The sequence below is a fragment of the Leclercia sp. GLN_9 genome, assembly GCF_043105735.1.
GTDB classification, from domain to species: Bacteria; Pseudomonadota; Gammaproteobacteria; order Enterobacterales; family Enterobacteriaceae; genus Enterobacter; species Enterobacter adecarboxylatus.
Genome location: NZ_JBICLV010000015.1, coordinates 93032 through 108154 on the forward strand (window position 1 = coordinate 93032; position 15123 = coordinate 108154).

A 15123-nucleotide genomic window follows, 5' to 3' on the forward strand; every position below is an offset into this window, starting at 1 on the left:
ACCCCGTTCCGCATTGACAGAATATGTCGCTGTCATCAGAACAAGTTGATTTTTATTTTTTAGGGTACAGAGGCTTTACACTATTATCGTAACATTCACTCCATGGCTAATATTTACTATTAACGCTGATACAGGTGAATAATTTCTTCGGATAATTCACGGGCCAGCAGCGAGTTCATTAAATGATCCTGGGCGTGTACCATAATTAACGTCATCGGCTGGCGGGCTTCACCCGCGTCCTGCTCGATCAGTTTGGTCTGCATATGGTGCGCCTGGCGCGCGTAGCCATCGGCTTCGCGCAGCAGGCTTTTCGCTTCGTCAAAGTTGCCCTGCCGCGCAGCATGCAGTGCTTCAAAGCACAGGCTGCGCGACTGACCAGCATTGACGATGATTTCCATTACGGCTTCTTCTAAGGCAATCATCATCTATTACTCTATTTATCGAAACTATTATTCAGAGAGGTTTCGGCAAACCATTCTCCGCTCTTTTTAATGGTGCGCTGCTGCGTGGTTAAATCCAGCTGGATAAAACCGTAGCGGTTTTTATAGGCATTACACCATGACCAGTTATCAATAAATGTCCACATATGATAGCCAAGACAATTACAGCCTTCGCTAATTCCTTTATGTAGCCATTTAAGATGTTCAGAAATAAAATCGATACGGTATTGATCGTTAATCTGACCGTTCTCAATAAAACGCTGCTCGTTTTCGACGCCCATGCCATTTTCAGAAATAAAACAGCGAGGGTTGCCGTAATTATCGCGCAGGTTAATGAGAATATCGTAAATACCCGGCTCGTAAATTTCCCAGCCACGATACGGGTTCATTTTACGGCCCGGCATTTCGTAGCTGTCGAAGAACCACTCCGGCATAAAGGGTGCCTGTGGATTGATGGCCGTATCACGACACTTCACCCGACGCGGCTGGTAGTAGTTAACCCCCAGCAGGTCGATTTTGCCGTCGGCAATCAGCGCGCTGTCTTCCGGCAGACAGGCAGGCAACTGATCGTGTGCCTTCAGCATCACCACCAGATCCGCCGGGTATTCCCCGCACAGCACCGGGTCGAGGAAGCTGCGGTTAAACAGCAGGTCGCAATGGTGCGCGGCCTTCACATCCGCCGGATTCTGCGAGCGCGGATAGGACGGCGTCAGGTTCAGCACGATGCCAATCTCACCGGCGAAATGCCCGGCGCGGAAGGCACGAACCGCCTGCGCATGGGCCAGCACGTTGTGATAGGCCACGGTTGCCGCGCGGCGGAAATCAACCACGTTCGGGTAGTGGAAGTCATACAAATACCCGCCCTCTACCGGCACAATCGGCTCGTTAAAGGTAAACCAGTGCATTACCCGATCACCAAAAAGCTCAAAGCAGGTTTCTGCGTAGCGGGCATAGGCCGCGACCACATCACGGTTTTCCCACCCGCCGATCTCCTGCATCGCCATCGGCATGTCGAAGTGGAACAGGGTGATAAACGGCGTCACGCCCTGGGCAAGCAGTTCGTCGATCACCTGATTGTAGAACGCGACCGCCTCCTGGTTTACTTCACCCACGCCGTCCGGGATCAGGCGCGCCCAGCTTATCGAGGTGCGAAAGCTATTGTGGTTCAGCTGCTTTAACAGCTGAATGTCGGCTTTCCAGTGCTGATAAAACGTGGAGGTATTTTGCGGTCCTATCCCATTGTGAAAGCGATTCGGCTCAGTAGCGAACCAGTGATCCCAGGTGGTTAATCCCTTACCACTGCCCTGGCTTTCCCCTTCGGTTTGCAGTGCAGAACAGGCGCTACCCCACCAGAAGTTTTCGGGAAATGCATATTTCATAAAACGTCCTCTTTGACTTAATTGCCGACGGTCTCTGCTGCACCTACGGTTGCCTGCGCTTTTTGTTCTTCGGTTTTCAGCAAAGAACGCTCATAAGCACGCAGGAACGGTAAATACATCAGCGCCGACATCACCATACATATGACGCACATCACCACCGGACTGAGTGCCCAGTTTGCCGCCCAGGAGGCACCAATTGGCGCCGGAGTGGTCCACGGCGTCAGCGAGACGACCTGTGCCAGCCAGCCGAGTTTGGTGGCGGTATACGCCAGACAAGCGTTGATCATCGGAACGAACACGAACGGAATAAACAGCATCGGGTTCATGATGATCGGCGCACCGAACAAAATAGGTTCGTTGATATTAAAGAAGCTTGGCACCACGCCCATTTTGCCGATGGTACGCAGGTGGGTTACGCGGCTGCGCAGCAGCAGGAAGGCCAGCGGCAGGGTAGAACCCACACCACCAATCAGCAGGTAGTGATCCCAGAAGCCCTGCAGATAGACGTGCGGCAGCGCAGCGCCGGCAGCCAGTGCGGCCTGGTTGGCAGAGAGGTTAGCCATCCAGAACGGGTTCATGATGCCGGTGACAATCAGCGCACCATGGATACCGGCGAACCAGAAGATCTGGCACAGCAGCACAGAGAGCAGAATGGCAGGCAGGGAGTCAGAGGCAGAAACCAGCGGCTCCAGCAGGTGCATAATGGCCTGCGGAATGATCATCCCGGTTTGCGCTTCGATAAACAGGTTCAGCGGGTGCAGCGTACCGATGATCACCACGACCGGGATCAGGATTTCAAACGAGCGCGCCACGCCGGTGGGCACTTCTTTCGGCAGACGGATGGTGACTTTATGATCCTTCAGCCAGGCGTAAACGCGGGTGGCATAGATGGAGGTGATCAGCGCGGTGAAGATCCCCTGGCCCGACAGATACTGAGTAGAGATTTTACCGTCGGCATACGGCGCGGCCACCAGCAGGAACGCCATAAAGGCCAGCAGGCCGGACATCACCGGGTCGAGATTAAACTGACGGCCCAGACTGGCACCAATCCCTACCGAGATGAAGAACGTCATCACGCCCATGCTGAGGTTAAATGGCAGCATCAGCTGTTCGCGGTACGTCTCAGAGAAATCGAGCCAGCCGCGGGCAAAGCTGTTAGTGGTATCTGCGGAGAACGGCGGGAAGATAAATACCAACATAAACGAGCCGATGATCATAAACGGCAGCGCGGCGGTAAAGCCGTCACGGATGGCAATCACGTACTTCTGCTGGCCCAGCTTGCCTGCCAGCGGCGCGATGGACTGCTCAATGACGGCAACCATAGATTGATATAACGAACTCATGAGAACACCTTCTTAGTGTGCCGCTTCGATGAGCGACAGAGCATAGTCCAGCACTTTATCGCCACGTTGCATACCGTAATCCATTGTATCGATGGACTGTACGGGTATGCCCTGGGTGGCAGCCTTGTCTGAGAGCGTTTTTAACATGTATTTGACCTGGGGTCCGAGAAGCACCACCTGGTATTGCGGAAACTGTGTATCAAATTCTGAAACACCGTACGCATCGATTTTGACCGGTAAACCGCGTTCGTTCGCGGCTTCGACCATTTTCCGAACCAGCAGGCTGGTGGACATCCCGGCAGAACAGCACAGCATTATCTTGAACATCGACAACCATCCTCAAAATGTAAATAGTTATTGCGGGGATGATTGGATAACATATGGAAACCGGTTTCCATTGGTATAAGACAGAAGTGTGACAGCCATCAAGATCCCTTACTTATCGCGCCTTATTATCGGATTCAGGTCACGTATTTTGACTGTTTTTGCAGCATATGGAGTGGAAACGGAAAATCGGTTTCCATGGAAAACGGAAACAGATATACTCCTCAGTGGCTATAATATGAGCCGAAGTGGATTCAGGAATTACAGGTGCCTGGAGCGACCTGTCAGGGGATAAAGATGTCTACAATCAACGATGTATCACGTCTGGCCGGGGTGTCCAAAGCCACGGTATCACGGGTGTTGAGCGGATCGCGCGGCGTAAAGGAAGCCAGCCGCCAGGCCGTACTAAAAGCGGTGGAAGAGCTGAACTATCGGCCAAATGTCATTGCCCAGTCGCTGCTGAGCCAGTCTACCGGCTGTATCGGCGTCATTTGCGCGCAGGACAACATTAATCAAACCACGGGTTACCTGTACGCGCTGGAAAAACACCTTAGCCAGCACCAGAAGCACCTGCTGCTTCGCTTCGCCAACACCAAAGCCGAAGTCATGGGCGCGCTGGATGAACTCTCCTGCGGATTATGCGATGACATTCTGATTATCGGCGCCCGTTTCCCGCTGCACATCGATCAGGAGAATGTCATCCTGGTGGACTGCATGGAAACCAACAACGTCAACAGCATCCAGTACGACCATGCTTTTGCCGCGGAAACCGCCTGTAACTTCCTCGCCAGCCAGGGCCGACGCCAGATTGCCCTGATCCACCCGCACGGCAGCGGCTTTGCCGATCAGGTACTGCTGGGCTACAAGCATGGGCTGGAGAAGAACTTCCTGCCGTTTAATCGCAACCTGGTGTTTATGGAAGCCACGTCATCCTCCGTGGCCCTGCAGGAGCTGCTCAACAACGCCAGCACACTGAATTTCAATGCCTTACTGGTCGCCGACGAACAGGAAGCACAGCGGGTGATCCCGCAGCTGCAGGCGTTCAACAGGTCAGTACCGGGCGACATCATGGTGTTCAGTCTGGCGGGATCGCTGCATCTGCCAGGCATTCCGACCATCCCGGCGATTGAATACTCGATGGATGCCATGGCGGCACGTATCGTCACCTGGCTGAATGAGAAGACCCAGATGCTGGGTTCGTATGTGCTGCGTGGGGATTTGATTATTCCAGACGTGCGGCGATAAAAAAATTAAGGGGGCTGTATGGCCCCTTAATGCGTAATCAGTAATCCTCCATGCAGTCCACCTGACTCACGGCATCCCAGTAACCCTCCTGGTTGTTCCGCTCCATCGCCACGACCGCATTTTTGACCAGCATCTGATTGGCTTCCGAGGCCATGATCATCGCCTGCCACTCTTTATCACTTTGCTTGCGTTGCGGGGCACAGGCTTTCTTCACATCCTTCAAAACCGACTGTTTCATTTGTTCTAATTTTACCGGGTCGTTCAGTTCCTGAGCATGAACGAAGGCGGCAAAAAGCAAGCAGACTACCAGGCAAAACAGGTGCGCTGACTTCATGGAAACCTCCGGGAAAACCACACACGTTTATGAAATATATCGTTACATCCCTGTTTTCGACCCCAGCCGAAAGTATTAATTTTGCGAATAGTTGCTCCAGGGTATGAATAAGCGTAGCCACAGAACTGACCAGGCAGATAAGCGCAAACGAAAAATTTGTGACGGCGGGTGACAGTCACGCCACAAAAGGTGATGATGTTCGCAAAGGGAATTTGGCATTGATTGCACTTACATTTTTTAGCGCGCGTTACGCCAGATTTTGGTGTTTTTATCGTCGGCAGAATGTGGGATAGTCGAGAAGCAACGTAACGGGAGAATGATATGCAACTGAGTATTACCGACACCATTACCGAACAAGAACAAGAAGAGTTACTGCAGCAGTTGCGGATCTACAACAGCCAGTTTATTGATTTTTCCCGCGTGGGGAATGATATCGCCGTGTATGCCCGCGATGAGGGCGGCAAAATGCGCGGCGGGCTTATCGGCAATCGCCAGGGCGAGTGGCTGAACATTAAATATCTGTGGGTCAGCGACGAGAAGCGCGGCAGCGGGCTGGGACGACAACTGATGGATGCCGCCGAAGGCGAAGCGCGACGTCAGGGGTGCCGCCATGCGCTGGTGGATACCTTCAGTTTCCAGGCGCGTCCGTTTTATGAAAAGCAGAGCTATAAGCTTGAAATGACGCTGAACGATTTTCCTTACCCGGGCATACAGCGCCATTACCTGTCGAAGGCGCTTTAAGCGCCAATACCGCTACCGATCACCGCCAGCGCATGGCGCACGATGCTGTCAGGCGAGAGGGTATGTAACCTCTCGTCATTCCGCATCCGTGAAAAGGGCACCAGCACCAGGCTTAACAGGGTGGTAAACAGCAGCTCGGGTGCCAGGTCGCGGTTCAGTTTCCCCTCCTGCTGCCAGCGGGCAATAGTTTCCAGCGTCGCCTGATATTTCTCATCACCAAACCGGGCCTGCAGATGCGTCCGCAGCACCGGCATTTCCCCGATCACTTCCTGCATCCACAGCGGTGCGAACCAGCGGTGTTCGACGGCCAGATCGGCCAGCTTTTTCACCATTAACGTCAGGGCGGTCACCGGATCGTCCGGGTGGGCGCTGAACAGTGCGCCAATGGCGCTGCGCAGCGGCAAAAAACGCTCCTCGATCATGGCATCGAGCAGTTGCTCCCGGGAGTTGAAGTAGTAGTGCAGCATCGCCGGCGTCACGCCCGCCTCTTTGGCAATGGCGTTGAGGGAGGTGCGGGCAATCCCCTGACGCGAAAAGAGATCCAGCGCGATATCCAGCAATTGTTCCCGGCTTGTGGCGGTGGGTTTGCTTCCGCGCGGACGCCCCGGGCGGCGGGCCTGTGGCCTGGGTTCAGAATTATCTTTATGTGCTGACATGCGCGGAGCATCCCTTGACCTGATTCATAACTTCATTAAATATTAATTACCCAATTAATTAATTTCAAGCGGTGTTTTATGGCGTCCGAATCGACAACGCAAACCAAAAACGCGCCTTCTGTCCGGCTGCTGTTCAGCGCGCTCTTGCTGGTAATGCTGCTGTCGGCCCTCGATCAGACCATCGTCTCCACGGCGTTGCCCACCATTGTGGGCGAGCTTGGCGGGCTGGATAAGCTCTCCTGGGTGGTGACGGCGTATATCCTGAGTTCCACTATCGTGGTGCCGCTGTACGGCAAGTTTGGCGATCTCTTTGGCCGCAAAATCGTACTGCAAATCGCGATAGTCTTGTTTCTGCTTGGCTCCGCCCTGTGCGGGCTGGCGCAGAACATGACCCAACTGGTGCTGATGCGCGCTTTACAGGGGTTAGGCGGCGGCGGGCTGATGGTGATCAGCATGGCGGCGGTGGCTGATGTCATCCCGCCTGCCGATCGTGGCCGCTATCAGGGGCTGTTCGGCGGGGTTTTTGGTCTGGCGACGGTGATCGGCCCGCTGGTCGGTGGTTTTCTGGTGCAGCACGCCTCCTGGCGCTGGATCTTTTACATCAACCTGCCGCTGGGGCTGTTTGCCCTGCTGGTGATCGGCGCGGTATTCCACGGCAGTGCGAAGCGTAATAAACATGAGATCGACTATCTGGGGGCGATTTACCTCAGCATGGCGCTGCTGTGCATTATCCTGTTTACCAGCGAAGGGGGCACGGTACGCGAGTGGAGCGACCCGCAGCTGTGGTGCATTCTGGCCTTTGGCCTGACGGGCATCGCCGGGTTTATCTATGAGGAGCGTCTGGCGTGGGAGCCGATTATTCCGCTGTCGCTCTTCCGGGATCGTAGCTTCCTGCTGTGCAGTCTGATTGGCTTTATCATCGGCATGTCGCTGTTTGGCTCGGTGACGTTCCTGCCGCTCTATCTGCAGATTGTCAAAGACGCCACCCCGACCGAGGCCGGGTTACAGCTGATCCCGTTAATGGGTGGACTGCTGCTGACCTCGATTATCAGCGGTCGCATTATCAGCCGCACCGGGAAATACCGCCTGTTCCCGATCCTTGGCACCCTGTTGGGTGTGATCGGCATGGCGTTGCTGACGCGGATCACCATTGATTCACCGGTCTGGCAGTTGTACCTCTTTACCGGCGTGCTGGGGGCGGGGCTGGGTCTGGTGATGCAGGTGCTGGTGCTGGCGGTGCAGAACAGCGTGTCTGCGGATCAGTATGGTGTGGCGACCTCCGGCGTGACGCTGTTCCGCTCTATTGGTGGGGCGATTGGCGTGGCGCTGTTTGGCGCGGTCTTCACTCACGTGTTGCAGTCGGGCCTGATGGCGCGGATACCCGAGGGCACCGAGCTGCCGCGGGAGATGAACCCCGCCGCCATTCACCATCTGCCTGACGCCCTGCGCCTGAACTATCTGGATGCCTTCGGCTCCGCCATTCATGCGGTGTTCCTGATGGCGGCAGGGATTATGGTGCTGGCGTTTGCGCTGTCGTGGTTTTTGCGCGAAACGCCGTTACGGAAGAAACAGGCCTGATACCCATGCCCGGTGGCGCGACGCTTACCGGGCACTACCCGCATATAACTTATCCTTCTTACTGATGCCATTTCGTTTTTTAGCCTGCCGCTGCGTTGCCGATATAGTCGGGAAAACAGTTATCAAAAGGATATGACGGGTGAAACTTCGATTGGGTGCGCTTCTTCTCGCTGGCCTGCTGCTGGCGGGCTGTGACCAAAACGGCAGCGATGCTAAACACATTAAAGTCGGCGTGATTAACGGTGCCGAGCAGGACGTGGCGGAAGTCGCCAAAAAAGTGGCGAAAGAGAAATTCGGTCTTGATGTCGAGCTGGTGGGCTTTAGCGGCTCGCTGCTGCCGAACGATGCCACCAGTCACGGGGAGCTGGACGCCAACGTCTTCCAGCATCGCCCGTTCCTGGCGGAAGATAACAAAGCACACGGCTACAAGCTGGTGGCCGTCGGCAACACTTTTGTCTTCCCGATGGCGGGCTATTCCCGCAAGATCAAATCCGTGACCGAGCTGAAGGACGGCGCAACTGTCGCCATTCCCAATGACCCGACCAACCTGGGCCGCGCGCTGCTGTTGCTGCAAAACGAAAAGCTGATCACCCTGAAACCGGACGTGGGCTTGCTGCCGACATCGCTGGATATCACCGCTAACCCGAAAAAGCTGAACATCATGGAGCTGGAAGGGGCGCAGTTGCCGCGCGTGCTGGACGATCCGAAAGTGGATGTGGCGATTATCAGTACCACCTATCTCCAGCAAACCGGGCTGTCACCGGTGCATGACAGCGTCTTTATCGAAGATAAAAACTCGCCGTACGTGAACATCGTGGTGGCGCGGGAAGACAATAAAGATGCCGAAAACGTGAAGGAATTTGTTCAGGCGTATCAGTCGCCAGAAGTGGCGAAGGCGGCAGAGACGATCTTCAACGGTGGGGCAGTGCCGGGTTGGGAATAGCAGGCATGCGGGGCGCGCCCCGCATTTACTCCAGCTATCCCAGCTTCTCCATCTTCGTCTCTCCCTCCACCATCGACAGCTGATACAGCGAAAATGCGCGGTGCTTTTCAATCAACCTTGCCAGCTCTGGCGAGTGGCTGGTGAGCCAGATCTGCGAGTAACGGCTGGCCTCCGCGATCAGGCTCGCCAGCGCGGGCAGCATCTGCGGATGCAGGCTGTTTTCCGGTTCGTTGAGCGCGATAAACGCGGGCGGACGCGGGCTTAACAGTGCCACCGCCAGACACAAAAAACGCAGCGTGCCGTCGGAGAACTCCGCAGGCTCCAGCGGTCTGCTTAAGCCTTCGCGCTGCATCATCATGCGAAAACGCCCGCCGGTATTGTCGCTGTAAAACACGCAGCCAGGAAAAGCCTGGTCGAGAATACGCATCAGCAGCATCTCGTCGCCAATCTCAACAATGGTCTGAAAGGCCGCGGCCAGGTTTGCGCCGTCGCTGGCCAGCACCGGGGAGCGGAACCCCACCTGCGGCGCACGCATCGCCGAGCCGGTTGCGACCGAAAACTCATGATAAAAGCGCCAGTTACGCAGGGACTCACGCATTTGCGACACCTCCGGGTAGAGGTGCGGTTCACCCAGCTGTCCGAACACCGATTCGTTCTCGTAAAGCGTGCCGCTGTGGGTCACTTTTTCGTGGTGCACATTATTGAGAAACACGGCCTGATTCTTGCGCTTCATCAGCTGTGACGACGGGCGTCGGTGCTGACCGCTCAGCCAGATGGACTCCTCTTTGATCACCGGATCGAGCTGGAACTGCGAGGGATAAGGCAGTTTTTCGACAAAGCCCACCTGAAGCTCATATTCGTAAGTCTCGGTTTCTACTGCGAGGTTCATGCGTCGCAGCTGATCGCTGCGGGTTTTGCCCGCCCAGAAGACCTTTAAAATCCCGCCCTCATTGGCCAGCGCCTGGGAGAATTGCCCCTGTGCGGCGCTGTGCATCAGGTGGATCGCCTTGTAAATATTGGATTTTCCGGTGCCATTCGGGCCGAAAACGATATTGAGCTGCTCCAGCTCCAGGGAGAGATCGCGAATCGAGCGGTAGTTTTGGATATGCAGGGTAGTGATCATAAGCGAACCCAATTTTGCGGACTAAACCTGTACAAAGTTACAGTGTTTCAGGCAAAGTGCAAAAAAAAAGACGACAGTGAGGTGTCGTCTAAACGGGGTAGTGCTTCGGGCCTTTCAGGGTCAATGGGGCCTCGCGTTTGAATTCAGATCACGGCCAGACGTAAACCCAGGTCATCTGGATAGGGATCAAAATAATTTTGCGTCATCAGATACCGGTCAGGGTATTCGGCCAGATAGTGTTTCAGGAGCGTCAGCGGGGCGAGAATAGGCAGTAATCCGTCACGGTAATGCAGGATCACATCGCGCAGTTCGCCGCGCTGGCGGCTGTTCAGCTGGTTACGGAAATAGCCCTGAATATGCATCAGCACGTTGGTGTGGTTTTTCCGTGAGGCGGGTTTCCTGAGGATCGCCATCAGTTTTTCGCGGTACGCCTCGAAGAAGGCTTCCAGATCGTCCCACTCGTGCAGCGAGGCGACGAAGGGGCCAATTTCGCGGTAGCCCGCCTGATGGTGTGCCAGCAGCTGGAGTTTGTAACGGCTATGGAAGTCGAGCAGCGCGTGGCGCGTCAGGCCGTTTGCCCGCAGCGTATTCAGCTCATGCAGAGCAAAAACCCGCTCAACAAAGTTTTCCCGCAGCACGGGGTCGTGCAGGCGTCCATCTTCTTCCACCGGCAGCCAGGGCCATTTTTCAAGCAGGGCAGCGGTGAACAGCCCGACACCCTCCTTTTGGCCCGCATTGCCTTTTTCGTCATACAGACGCACGCGCTCCATGCCGCAGCTTGGGGATTTCGCGCAGACGATAAAGCCGCAGAGATCGCCCATTTTCGGCACATAACCTGCCGCAAAATCGGCCATTTTTTGGGTGACATCTTCATGAGGTGCTTTGCTGAACCGCATCTGGATCTCACCGCTGGTGGTCTTCGTCAGACGCAGTGCCGGACGGGGCGTCGGCAGGCCGATCGCCATTTCCGGGCAAACAGGCCGGAAGTTAACCCACTCAGCCAGCTCATCCATGACAAAGCCCATACGCTTATGCCCGCCGTCGAAGCGAACGGCGGAGCCGGTCAAACATCCGCTAATACCCAGTACAGGTTTCGTTGTCATGATGTGCACCTCCAGAGTCTCTCTATAAAAGTTACACAAAATGATTATTTTGTCCAAGTATTGGCGGAGTTATTTTTTATTGTTTAACGATATCAATAGCTTTTAGCTGCCTTTGTAAGTCGAATAACCGTACTGGCTGAGCAGCAGTGGAATGTGCAGCTTTTCGTTGGTGCGGGTGACGGTAAACAGCACCGGGATCTCCGGGAAGAACGACTCCAGCTTGTTGCCGTGGAAGTACTCTGCCGTTTTGAAGGTCACTTTATAGACGCCTGGCTGCATATCCTGATCCGCCGGATAGAGCGACTTGATGCGGCCATCCTGGTCGGTTTTGCCGCTGGCCAGCGGGGTCCATTTATCCTGCTGCTGCTTTTCCAGCGTGACGGTCACGCCCGGTGGCGGCGTGCCGGTTTGCTGATCAAGGATATGCACGCTCAGGGTGCCAACAGGGGCGCTAAAGGCGACAGGGGCGCTAAAGGCGACAGGGGCAAAGGCCATAGAGGCCAGCAACAGCAGAGGGGCAGTTTTTTTCATCATCTTTTCCTGTGGAGTGATAAGTCACAGGAAAACGTTAGCATTTGCCGCGCGGGAAAATATTCAACTTTTCGTGAACATTCCCGCAGGACAAAATAATCAGAGGATAATCACCTCAAGGGCAACCTGCTGTTGCCACTGTTCCACCTGTTTTCGGCGCGCGGCGGTGAGTTTAGCGCTGGTGACCAGCAGCCATTGGCGGTCGGGGAAGATTTCCGGTGCCAGTGCGGCAGGGGGAATGGGCAGGAGGTTGATACGGTGGCCCTGGCCGGTACGCGCTAAGGCTTCGAGCCAGATCTCGCACGGGTCGTTCAGGTGCCAGCCGCTAATCAGGAGGTTATCGCCCGGCGCTTTTTTATCGGCTTCAAGGCAAAACGAGGTGTAGGAGATGATAATGCCATCAAGGATTTCGCGCAGGGTCATGGCGGCGGGAACGTTGGCCGACACCAGGCTGCGCAGCGGGCGTAACACGTTCACGACCAGCGCCGGGCGCGGGTACTCACGACCGGCATCGTAGATCATCTGGCGCAGGGATTCGATTCTGCCCGCCTGCAAACGTTCCAGCATGTTCTGTTGCAGCGTCTGCCAGTTGTTGGTACGGCTGGGAACAGGGCGTTCCAGCAGCGGCTTTACCTGGCCGATGGGCACGCCTTTTTTCACCCAGTCGAGGATTTTTAATGCCTGCTGGACATCCTCGTCGCTGTACTGGCGATGGCCGCCCTCGGTGCGCAGCGGCTTGAGTAAACCGTAGCGACGCTGCCACGCCCGCAGCGTGGTAGGAGTGATGCCACTGAGTCTGGCGAATTCGCCAATGGAGTAAGCCATGTCTGCGTCCGAAGAGGATTAATCTCAATATTCTACGAATATTTTCCCATGGGATGAAGCGCCAGAGCGCTGCACTACACTTTAATTCCAACCGTGCAAAATGACAGGAGTTATCATGAAACTATGGCCCGTTGTGACCGGTGTCGCCATTGCGTTGACCCTGGTAGCCTGCAAATCCCCTACGCCACCGAAAGGTGTACAGCCGATTACGGGCTTTGATGCCAGCCGCTATCTGGGTAAATGGTACGAAGTCGCCCGTCTGGAAAACCGCTTCGAACGCGGTCTGGAGAAGGTGACCGCCACCTACGGCAAGCGCAGCGACGGCGGGATCAGCGTGCTTAACCGCGGATACGACCCCCTGAAACGCAAGTGGAATGAGAGCGAGGGTAAAGCCTACTACACCGGCGCGCCAACCACCGCGGCGCTGAAGGTGTCGTTCTTCGGCCCGTTCTACGGCGGTTATAACGTGATCAAGCTGGATGATGATTACCAGTACGCGCTGGTCAGCGGCCCGGATCGCGACTATCTGTGGATCCTGTCGCGCACGCCAACCATCCCGGACGCGGTGAAACAGGATTACCTTAATACCGCGCGCAGCCTGGGCTTCCGGGTGGATGAGCTGGTATGGGTCAGACATTAAAGATCGTGCTTTCTTCCTGGGGTAATGCGCGGGCAAGAGAATAGACTTGCGTCATGGGCACACGGGAGATGACATATGCACTGGCAACCCTTTCGCGGCACCGCGCCGACCTCCATGACCATCTACAGCGCGTCGTTTCCCGATGTCAGCGACAACTGGCCGATGAAAGACGAGGTGACGCGTGAGCTGAACGCCGTTGATCGGGCCTTAAAAGCAGACCCGCAGCTGATGCCGCCGCTCATCGAAAAGGATGCCAGCGGCGGGAAGACGATTAAATGCCAGCATCACTGGTCTGAAAAGGCGTTTGCGTCACGCCCGGCGGTTGTCGCCTGGCGTACCCGGCTGGTGCCTACCGCCCTGGCCCTGTACGCCATCCAGAACCCGCTGGATGATCATCTCCCCGACGGCACGCGAATGGACAGCCGCAGCCGCCAGTGGTTTATCCACGCCAACGATGCGATCGGCATCCGTTCCCGCGCGAAGGTGCTCTCCGTGCTGGCGGCACAGTATCTGGGTAACGATATCGACAACGTGTGGGTCAGCCTGGCCAGCGGTGCCGCCGTGCCGGTGCTGGAGGCGCTGCGTGGTGCCCAACTGGACGGGCAAAAAGTGCATTTAACCCTGGTGGATTACGATCCCGTCTCCCTGCGCTGGGCAGAGAAAATGGCCGCCGCCGAAGGGCTGAAGGTCGGTGAGCAGGTGACGATACTGCCGCGCGATCTGATCGAGGGTCTTATCCGCAGCGATAAACTGATCCAGGAGCTGGGTGAAGGCAACGTCGAGCTGGTGGATGCGCTGGGGATCTTCGAATATTTCAACGACACCGACGCGGTGATTTTCCTGAAACATGTCCTGCGCCTGCTTAAACCCGGCGGGGCGCTGATTATCTCGAACATGCTGACCAGCAGCCCGCAGATTGATTTCGCCCTGCGCTGTATTGGCTGGACACCTATCTTCCCGCGCACGTTGCAGCAATTGCAGGATATTCATCTCGCGGCAGGTATCCCGGCGGAAAACGTCACGGTGATTGTGCCGAAAGACGGGGTGTATGCGGTGATGGAGGTGCGGGCTTAGGTTCCCTCTCCCGTTGGGAGAGGGGAAAAAGCGCTACGACCTTTTCAACGCGTCGCGCAGAATTTGCTGGCGCGTTTCCTGGATTAACTTATCGGCGGCTATTTTGATGCGCTGTTGGCTTTCTGGTGAACAGGACGCTATCAATTCATTCAGCGTACGCAAATTAATGTTTTCGGGCAGGGAAAATGAGCCGTTAATAGAATGGTCTGTCATTACGTGTATCGTCCTTGTTTATCAGTGCAATGGCTACGCTTGATATCGCTCCGGTATTTAACGATGATCGCTTTATGAAAATCGAACCCGCAGTCCCTTCATACTTTGAACGTCTTGTCGCGATCTGGGAATCATCCGTTCGTGCTACCCACCACTTTTTGCAGGAGAGTGATATTGCGGCCTTACGCCCACTCCTGCTCAATGCATATTTGCCGAATTTAAACGTTGTGATTGCCCGGGATGAAACGGGCGCTATTCACGGCTTTTTGGGTGTGGATGAGAACCGCATTGAAATGCTGTTTGTTGATGATGCAAGCCGGGGAAAAGGCGTTGGCTCGTTGTTGCTGAGGTACGCCATTGACCATTTCGGTGCTAACGAGGTGGACGTTAACGAGCAAAACCCGCAGGGGGTGGGGTTTTATCAGCATAGGGGGTTTGTGCAGATCGGGCGGTCGGAACTGGACGGGCAGGGCAATCCGTTTCCGTTATTGCATATGCGGTATGGGGGTTGATGGCCGCACATTCTGCCCCCTCTCACTGAGAACTGAGGGAGCACCACAAAAAAACACTGGAACGATCAACTCCCTCTCCTCTTTGGGGAGAGGGGTGGGGTGAGGGGGAACATGTCGCA

The 15123-nt window shown here is 55.6% G+C and carries 17 protein-coding genes; 7 read left to right on the plus strand and 10 right to left on the minus strand.

What is annotated here, in order from left to right; genetic code table 11:
- Positions 1-119 precede the first annotated feature (119 nt).
- Genes ACF8PE_RS09325 through ACF8PE_RS09340 form a run of 4 tightly spaced genes read right to left on the minus strand, consistent with a single transcriptional unit; the run spans position 120 to position 3489 of the window.
- Positions 120-422 carry a PTS lactose/cellobiose transporter subunit IIA gene (locus tag ACF8PE_RS09325; RefSeq protein ID WP_072250852.1) on the minus strand — a complete coding sequence of 101 codons (303 nt, stop codon included), beginning with the start codon at positions 420-422 and terminating at the stop codon, positions 120-122.
- Positions 423-433: 11 nt separating this feature from the next.
- Entirely contained in the window at positions 434-1819 is a 1386-nt protein-coding gene (locus ACF8PE_RS09330; protein ID WP_392494790.1) for a glycoside hydrolase family 1 protein, read from the minus strand.
- Positions 1820-1836: 17 nt separating this feature from the next.
- Positions 1837-3162, minus strand: coding sequence for a PTS sugar transporter subunit IIC (locus ACF8PE_RS09335; RefSeq protein ID WP_032615636.1), 1326 nt, complete (start codon positions 3160-3162; stop codon positions 1837-1839).
- Positions 3163-3174: 12 nt separating this feature from the next.
- On the minus strand, positions 3175-3489 hold the full coding sequence (locus ACF8PE_RS09340) for a PTS sugar transporter subunit IIB (RefSeq protein ID WP_032615638.1): 315 nt from the start codon (positions 3487-3489) through the stop codon (positions 3175-3177).
- Between the two features lie 294 nt (positions 3490-3783).
- Between ACF8PE_RS09340 and ACF8PE_RS09345 the strand changes: the two genes are divergently transcribed.
- Positions 3784-4731 carry a LacI family DNA-binding transcriptional regulator gene (locus ACF8PE_RS09345; protein ID WP_032615640.1) on the plus strand — a complete coding sequence of 316 codons (948 nt, stop codon included), beginning with the start codon at positions 3784-3786 and terminating at the stop codon, positions 4729-4731.
- Between the two features lie 37 nt (positions 4732-4768).
- On the opposite strand, the gene ACF8PE_RS09350 is transcribed toward ACF8PE_RS09345, so the two are convergent.
- Positions 4769-5065 carry a YicS family protein gene (locus tag ACF8PE_RS09350; RefSeq protein ID WP_032615642.1) on the minus strand — a complete coding sequence of 99 codons (297 nt, stop codon included), beginning with the start codon at positions 5063-5065 and terminating at the stop codon, positions 4769-4771.
- Between the two features lie 321 nt (positions 5066-5386).
- Here ACF8PE_RS09350 and ACF8PE_RS09355 point away from each other — a divergent pair, with 321 nt between their 5' ends.
- Positions 5387-5806 (plus strand): GNAT family N-acetyltransferase, encoded by a 420-nt coding sequence (locus tag ACF8PE_RS09355; protein WP_392494791.1) that lies wholly within the window; start codon positions 5387-5389, stop codon positions 5804-5806.
- On the opposite strand, the gene ACF8PE_RS09360 is transcribed toward ACF8PE_RS09355, so the two are convergent.
- On the minus strand, positions 5803-6462 hold the full coding sequence (locus ACF8PE_RS09360) for a TetR/AcrR family transcriptional regulator (RefSeq protein WP_032615646.1): 660 nt from the start codon (positions 6460-6462) through the stop codon (positions 5803-5805). The genes ACF8PE_RS09355 and ACF8PE_RS09360 overlap by 4 nt on opposite strands.
- 78 nt (positions 6463-6540) lie before the next feature.
- On the opposite strand from ACF8PE_RS09360, the gene ACF8PE_RS09365 reads away from it, so the two are divergent.
- Together ACF8PE_RS09365 and nlpA are read left to right on the plus strand one after the other, a co-directional pair.
- Positions 6541-8040 (plus strand): MDR family MFS transporter, encoded by a 1500-nt coding sequence (locus tag ACF8PE_RS09365; RefSeq protein WP_032615648.1) that lies wholly within the window; start codon positions 6541-6543, stop codon positions 8038-8040.
- A 139-nt stretch (positions 8041-8179) separates the two neighbouring features.
- Positions 8180-8983 carry a lipoprotein NlpA gene (gene nlpA, locus ACF8PE_RS09370; RefSeq protein ID WP_059309028.1) on the plus strand — a complete coding sequence of 268 codons (804 nt, stop codon included), beginning with the start codon at positions 8180-8182 and terminating at the stop codon, positions 8981-8983.
- Positions 8984-9017: 34 nt separating this feature from the next.
- Here the strand turns inward: nlpA and ACF8PE_RS09375 are convergent, their stop codons facing one another.
- The 4 genes from ACF8PE_RS09375 to ACF8PE_RS09390 all read right to left on the minus strand — a co-directional run bounded on the left by ACF8PE_RS09375 (position 9018) and on the right by ACF8PE_RS09390 (position 12565).
- Positions 9018-10106, minus strand: a complete 1089-nt coding sequence (locus ACF8PE_RS09375; protein ID WP_059309027.1) for an AAA family ATPase — start codon at positions 10104-10106, stop codon at positions 9018-9020.
- A gap of 143 nt (positions 10107-10249) precedes the next feature.
- On the minus strand, positions 10250-11209 hold the full coding sequence (locus tag ACF8PE_RS09380) for a DUF523 and DUF1722 domain-containing protein (protein ID WP_032615654.1): 960 nt from the start codon (positions 11207-11209) through the stop codon (positions 10250-10252).
- Between the two features lie 102 nt (positions 11210-11311).
- The gene (uraH, locus tag ACF8PE_RS09385; RefSeq protein WP_392494792.1) at positions 11312-11740 is read right to left on the minus strand and encodes a hydroxyisourate hydrolase; all 429 of its coding nucleotides are present in this window, start codon (positions 11738-11740) and stop codon (positions 11312-11314) included.
- A 99-nt stretch (positions 11741-11839) separates the two neighbouring features.
- Positions 11840-12565: a MerR family transcriptional regulator gene (locus ACF8PE_RS09390; protein WP_032615658.1), complete on the minus strand. Its 726-nt coding sequence runs from the start codon at positions 12563-12565 to the stop codon at positions 11840-11842.
- Positions 12566-12680: 115 nt separating this feature from the next.
- Between ACF8PE_RS09390 and ACF8PE_RS09395 the strand changes: the two genes are divergently transcribed.
- The 3 genes from ACF8PE_RS09395 to ACF8PE_RS09405 all read left to right on the plus strand — a co-directional run bounded on the left by ACF8PE_RS09395 (position 12681) and on the right by ACF8PE_RS09405 (position 15004).
- Entirely contained in the window at positions 12681-13205 is a 525-nt protein-coding gene (locus ACF8PE_RS09395) for a lipocalin family protein (RefSeq protein WP_032615660.1), read from the plus strand.
- A gap of 75 nt (positions 13206-13280) precedes the next feature.
- Positions 13281-14279 carry a class I SAM-dependent methyltransferase gene (locus ACF8PE_RS09400; protein WP_392494793.1) on the plus strand — a complete coding sequence of 333 codons (999 nt, stop codon included), beginning with the start codon at positions 13281-13283 and terminating at the stop codon, positions 14277-14279.
- Positions 14280-14566: 287 nt separating this feature from the next.
- The gene (locus tag ACF8PE_RS09405) at positions 14567-15004 is read left to right on the plus strand and encodes an acetyltransferase (protein ID WP_103793379.1); all 438 of its coding nucleotides are present in this window, start codon (positions 14567-14569) and stop codon (positions 15002-15004) included.
- Positions 15005-15123: the final 119 nt, after the last annotated feature.

Bases quoted from the DNA above. Each gene is read 5' to 3' on its own strand.
- ACF8PE_RS09325 (WP_072250852.1), bottom strand. From the start codon at position 422: ATGATTGCCTTAGAAGAAGCCGTAATGGAAATCATCGTCAATGCTGGT.
- ACF8PE_RS09330 (WP_392494790.1), bottom strand. From the start codon at position 1,819: ATGAAATATGCATTTCCCGAAAACTTCTGGTGGGGTAGCGCCTGTTCT.
- ACF8PE_RS09335 (WP_032615636.1), bottom strand. From the start codon at position 3,162: ATGAGTTCGTTATATCAATCTATGGTTGCCGTCATTGAGCAGTCCATC.
- ACF8PE_RS09340 (WP_032615638.1), bottom strand. From the start codon at position 3,489: ATGTTCAAGATAATGCTGTGCTGTTCTGCCGGGATGTCCACCAGCCTG.
- ACF8PE_RS09345 (WP_032615640.1), top strand. From the start codon at position 3,784: ATGTCTACAATCAACGATGTATCACGTCTGGCCGGGGTGTCCAAAGCC.
- ACF8PE_RS09350 (WP_032615642.1), bottom strand. From the start codon at position 5,065: ATGAAGTCAGCGCACCTGTTTTGCCTGGTAGTCTGCTTGCTTTTTGCC.
- ACF8PE_RS09355 (WP_392494791.1), top strand. From the start codon at position 5,387: ATGCAACTGAGTATTACCGACACCATTACCGAACAAGAACAAGAAGAG.
- ACF8PE_RS09360 (WP_032615646.1), bottom strand. From the start codon at position 6,462: ATGTCAGCACATAAAGATAATTCTGAACCCAGGCCACAGGCCCGCCGC.
- ACF8PE_RS09365 (WP_032615648.1), top strand. From the start codon at position 6,541: ATGGCGTCCGAATCGACAACGCAAACCAAAAACGCGCCTTCTGTCCGG.
- ACF8PE_RS09375 (WP_059309027.1), bottom strand. From the start codon at position 10,106: ATGATCACTACCCTGCATATCCAAAACTACCGCTCGATTCGCGATCTC.
- ACF8PE_RS09380 (WP_032615654.1), bottom strand. From the start codon at position 11,209: ATGACAACGAAACCTGTACTGGGTATTAGCGGATGTTTGACCGGCTCC.
- uraH (WP_392494792.1), bottom strand. From the start codon at position 11,740: ATGAAAAAAACTGCCCCTCTGCTGTTGCTGGCCTCTATGGCCTTTGCC.
- ACF8PE_RS09390 (WP_032615658.1), bottom strand. From the start codon at position 12,565: ATGGCTTACTCCATTGGCGAATTCGCCAGACTCAGTGGCATCACTCCT.
- ACF8PE_RS09395 (WP_032615660.1), top strand. From the start codon at position 12,681: ATGAAACTATGGCCCGTTGTGACCGGTGTCGCCATTGCGTTGACCCTG.
- ACF8PE_RS09400 (WP_392494793.1), top strand. From the start codon at position 13,281: ATGCACTGGCAACCCTTTCGCGGCACCGCGCCGACCTCCATGACCATC.
- ACF8PE_RS09405 (WP_103793379.1), top strand. From the start codon at position 14,567: ATGAAAATCGAACCCGCAGTCCCTTCATACTTTGAACGTCTTGTCGCG.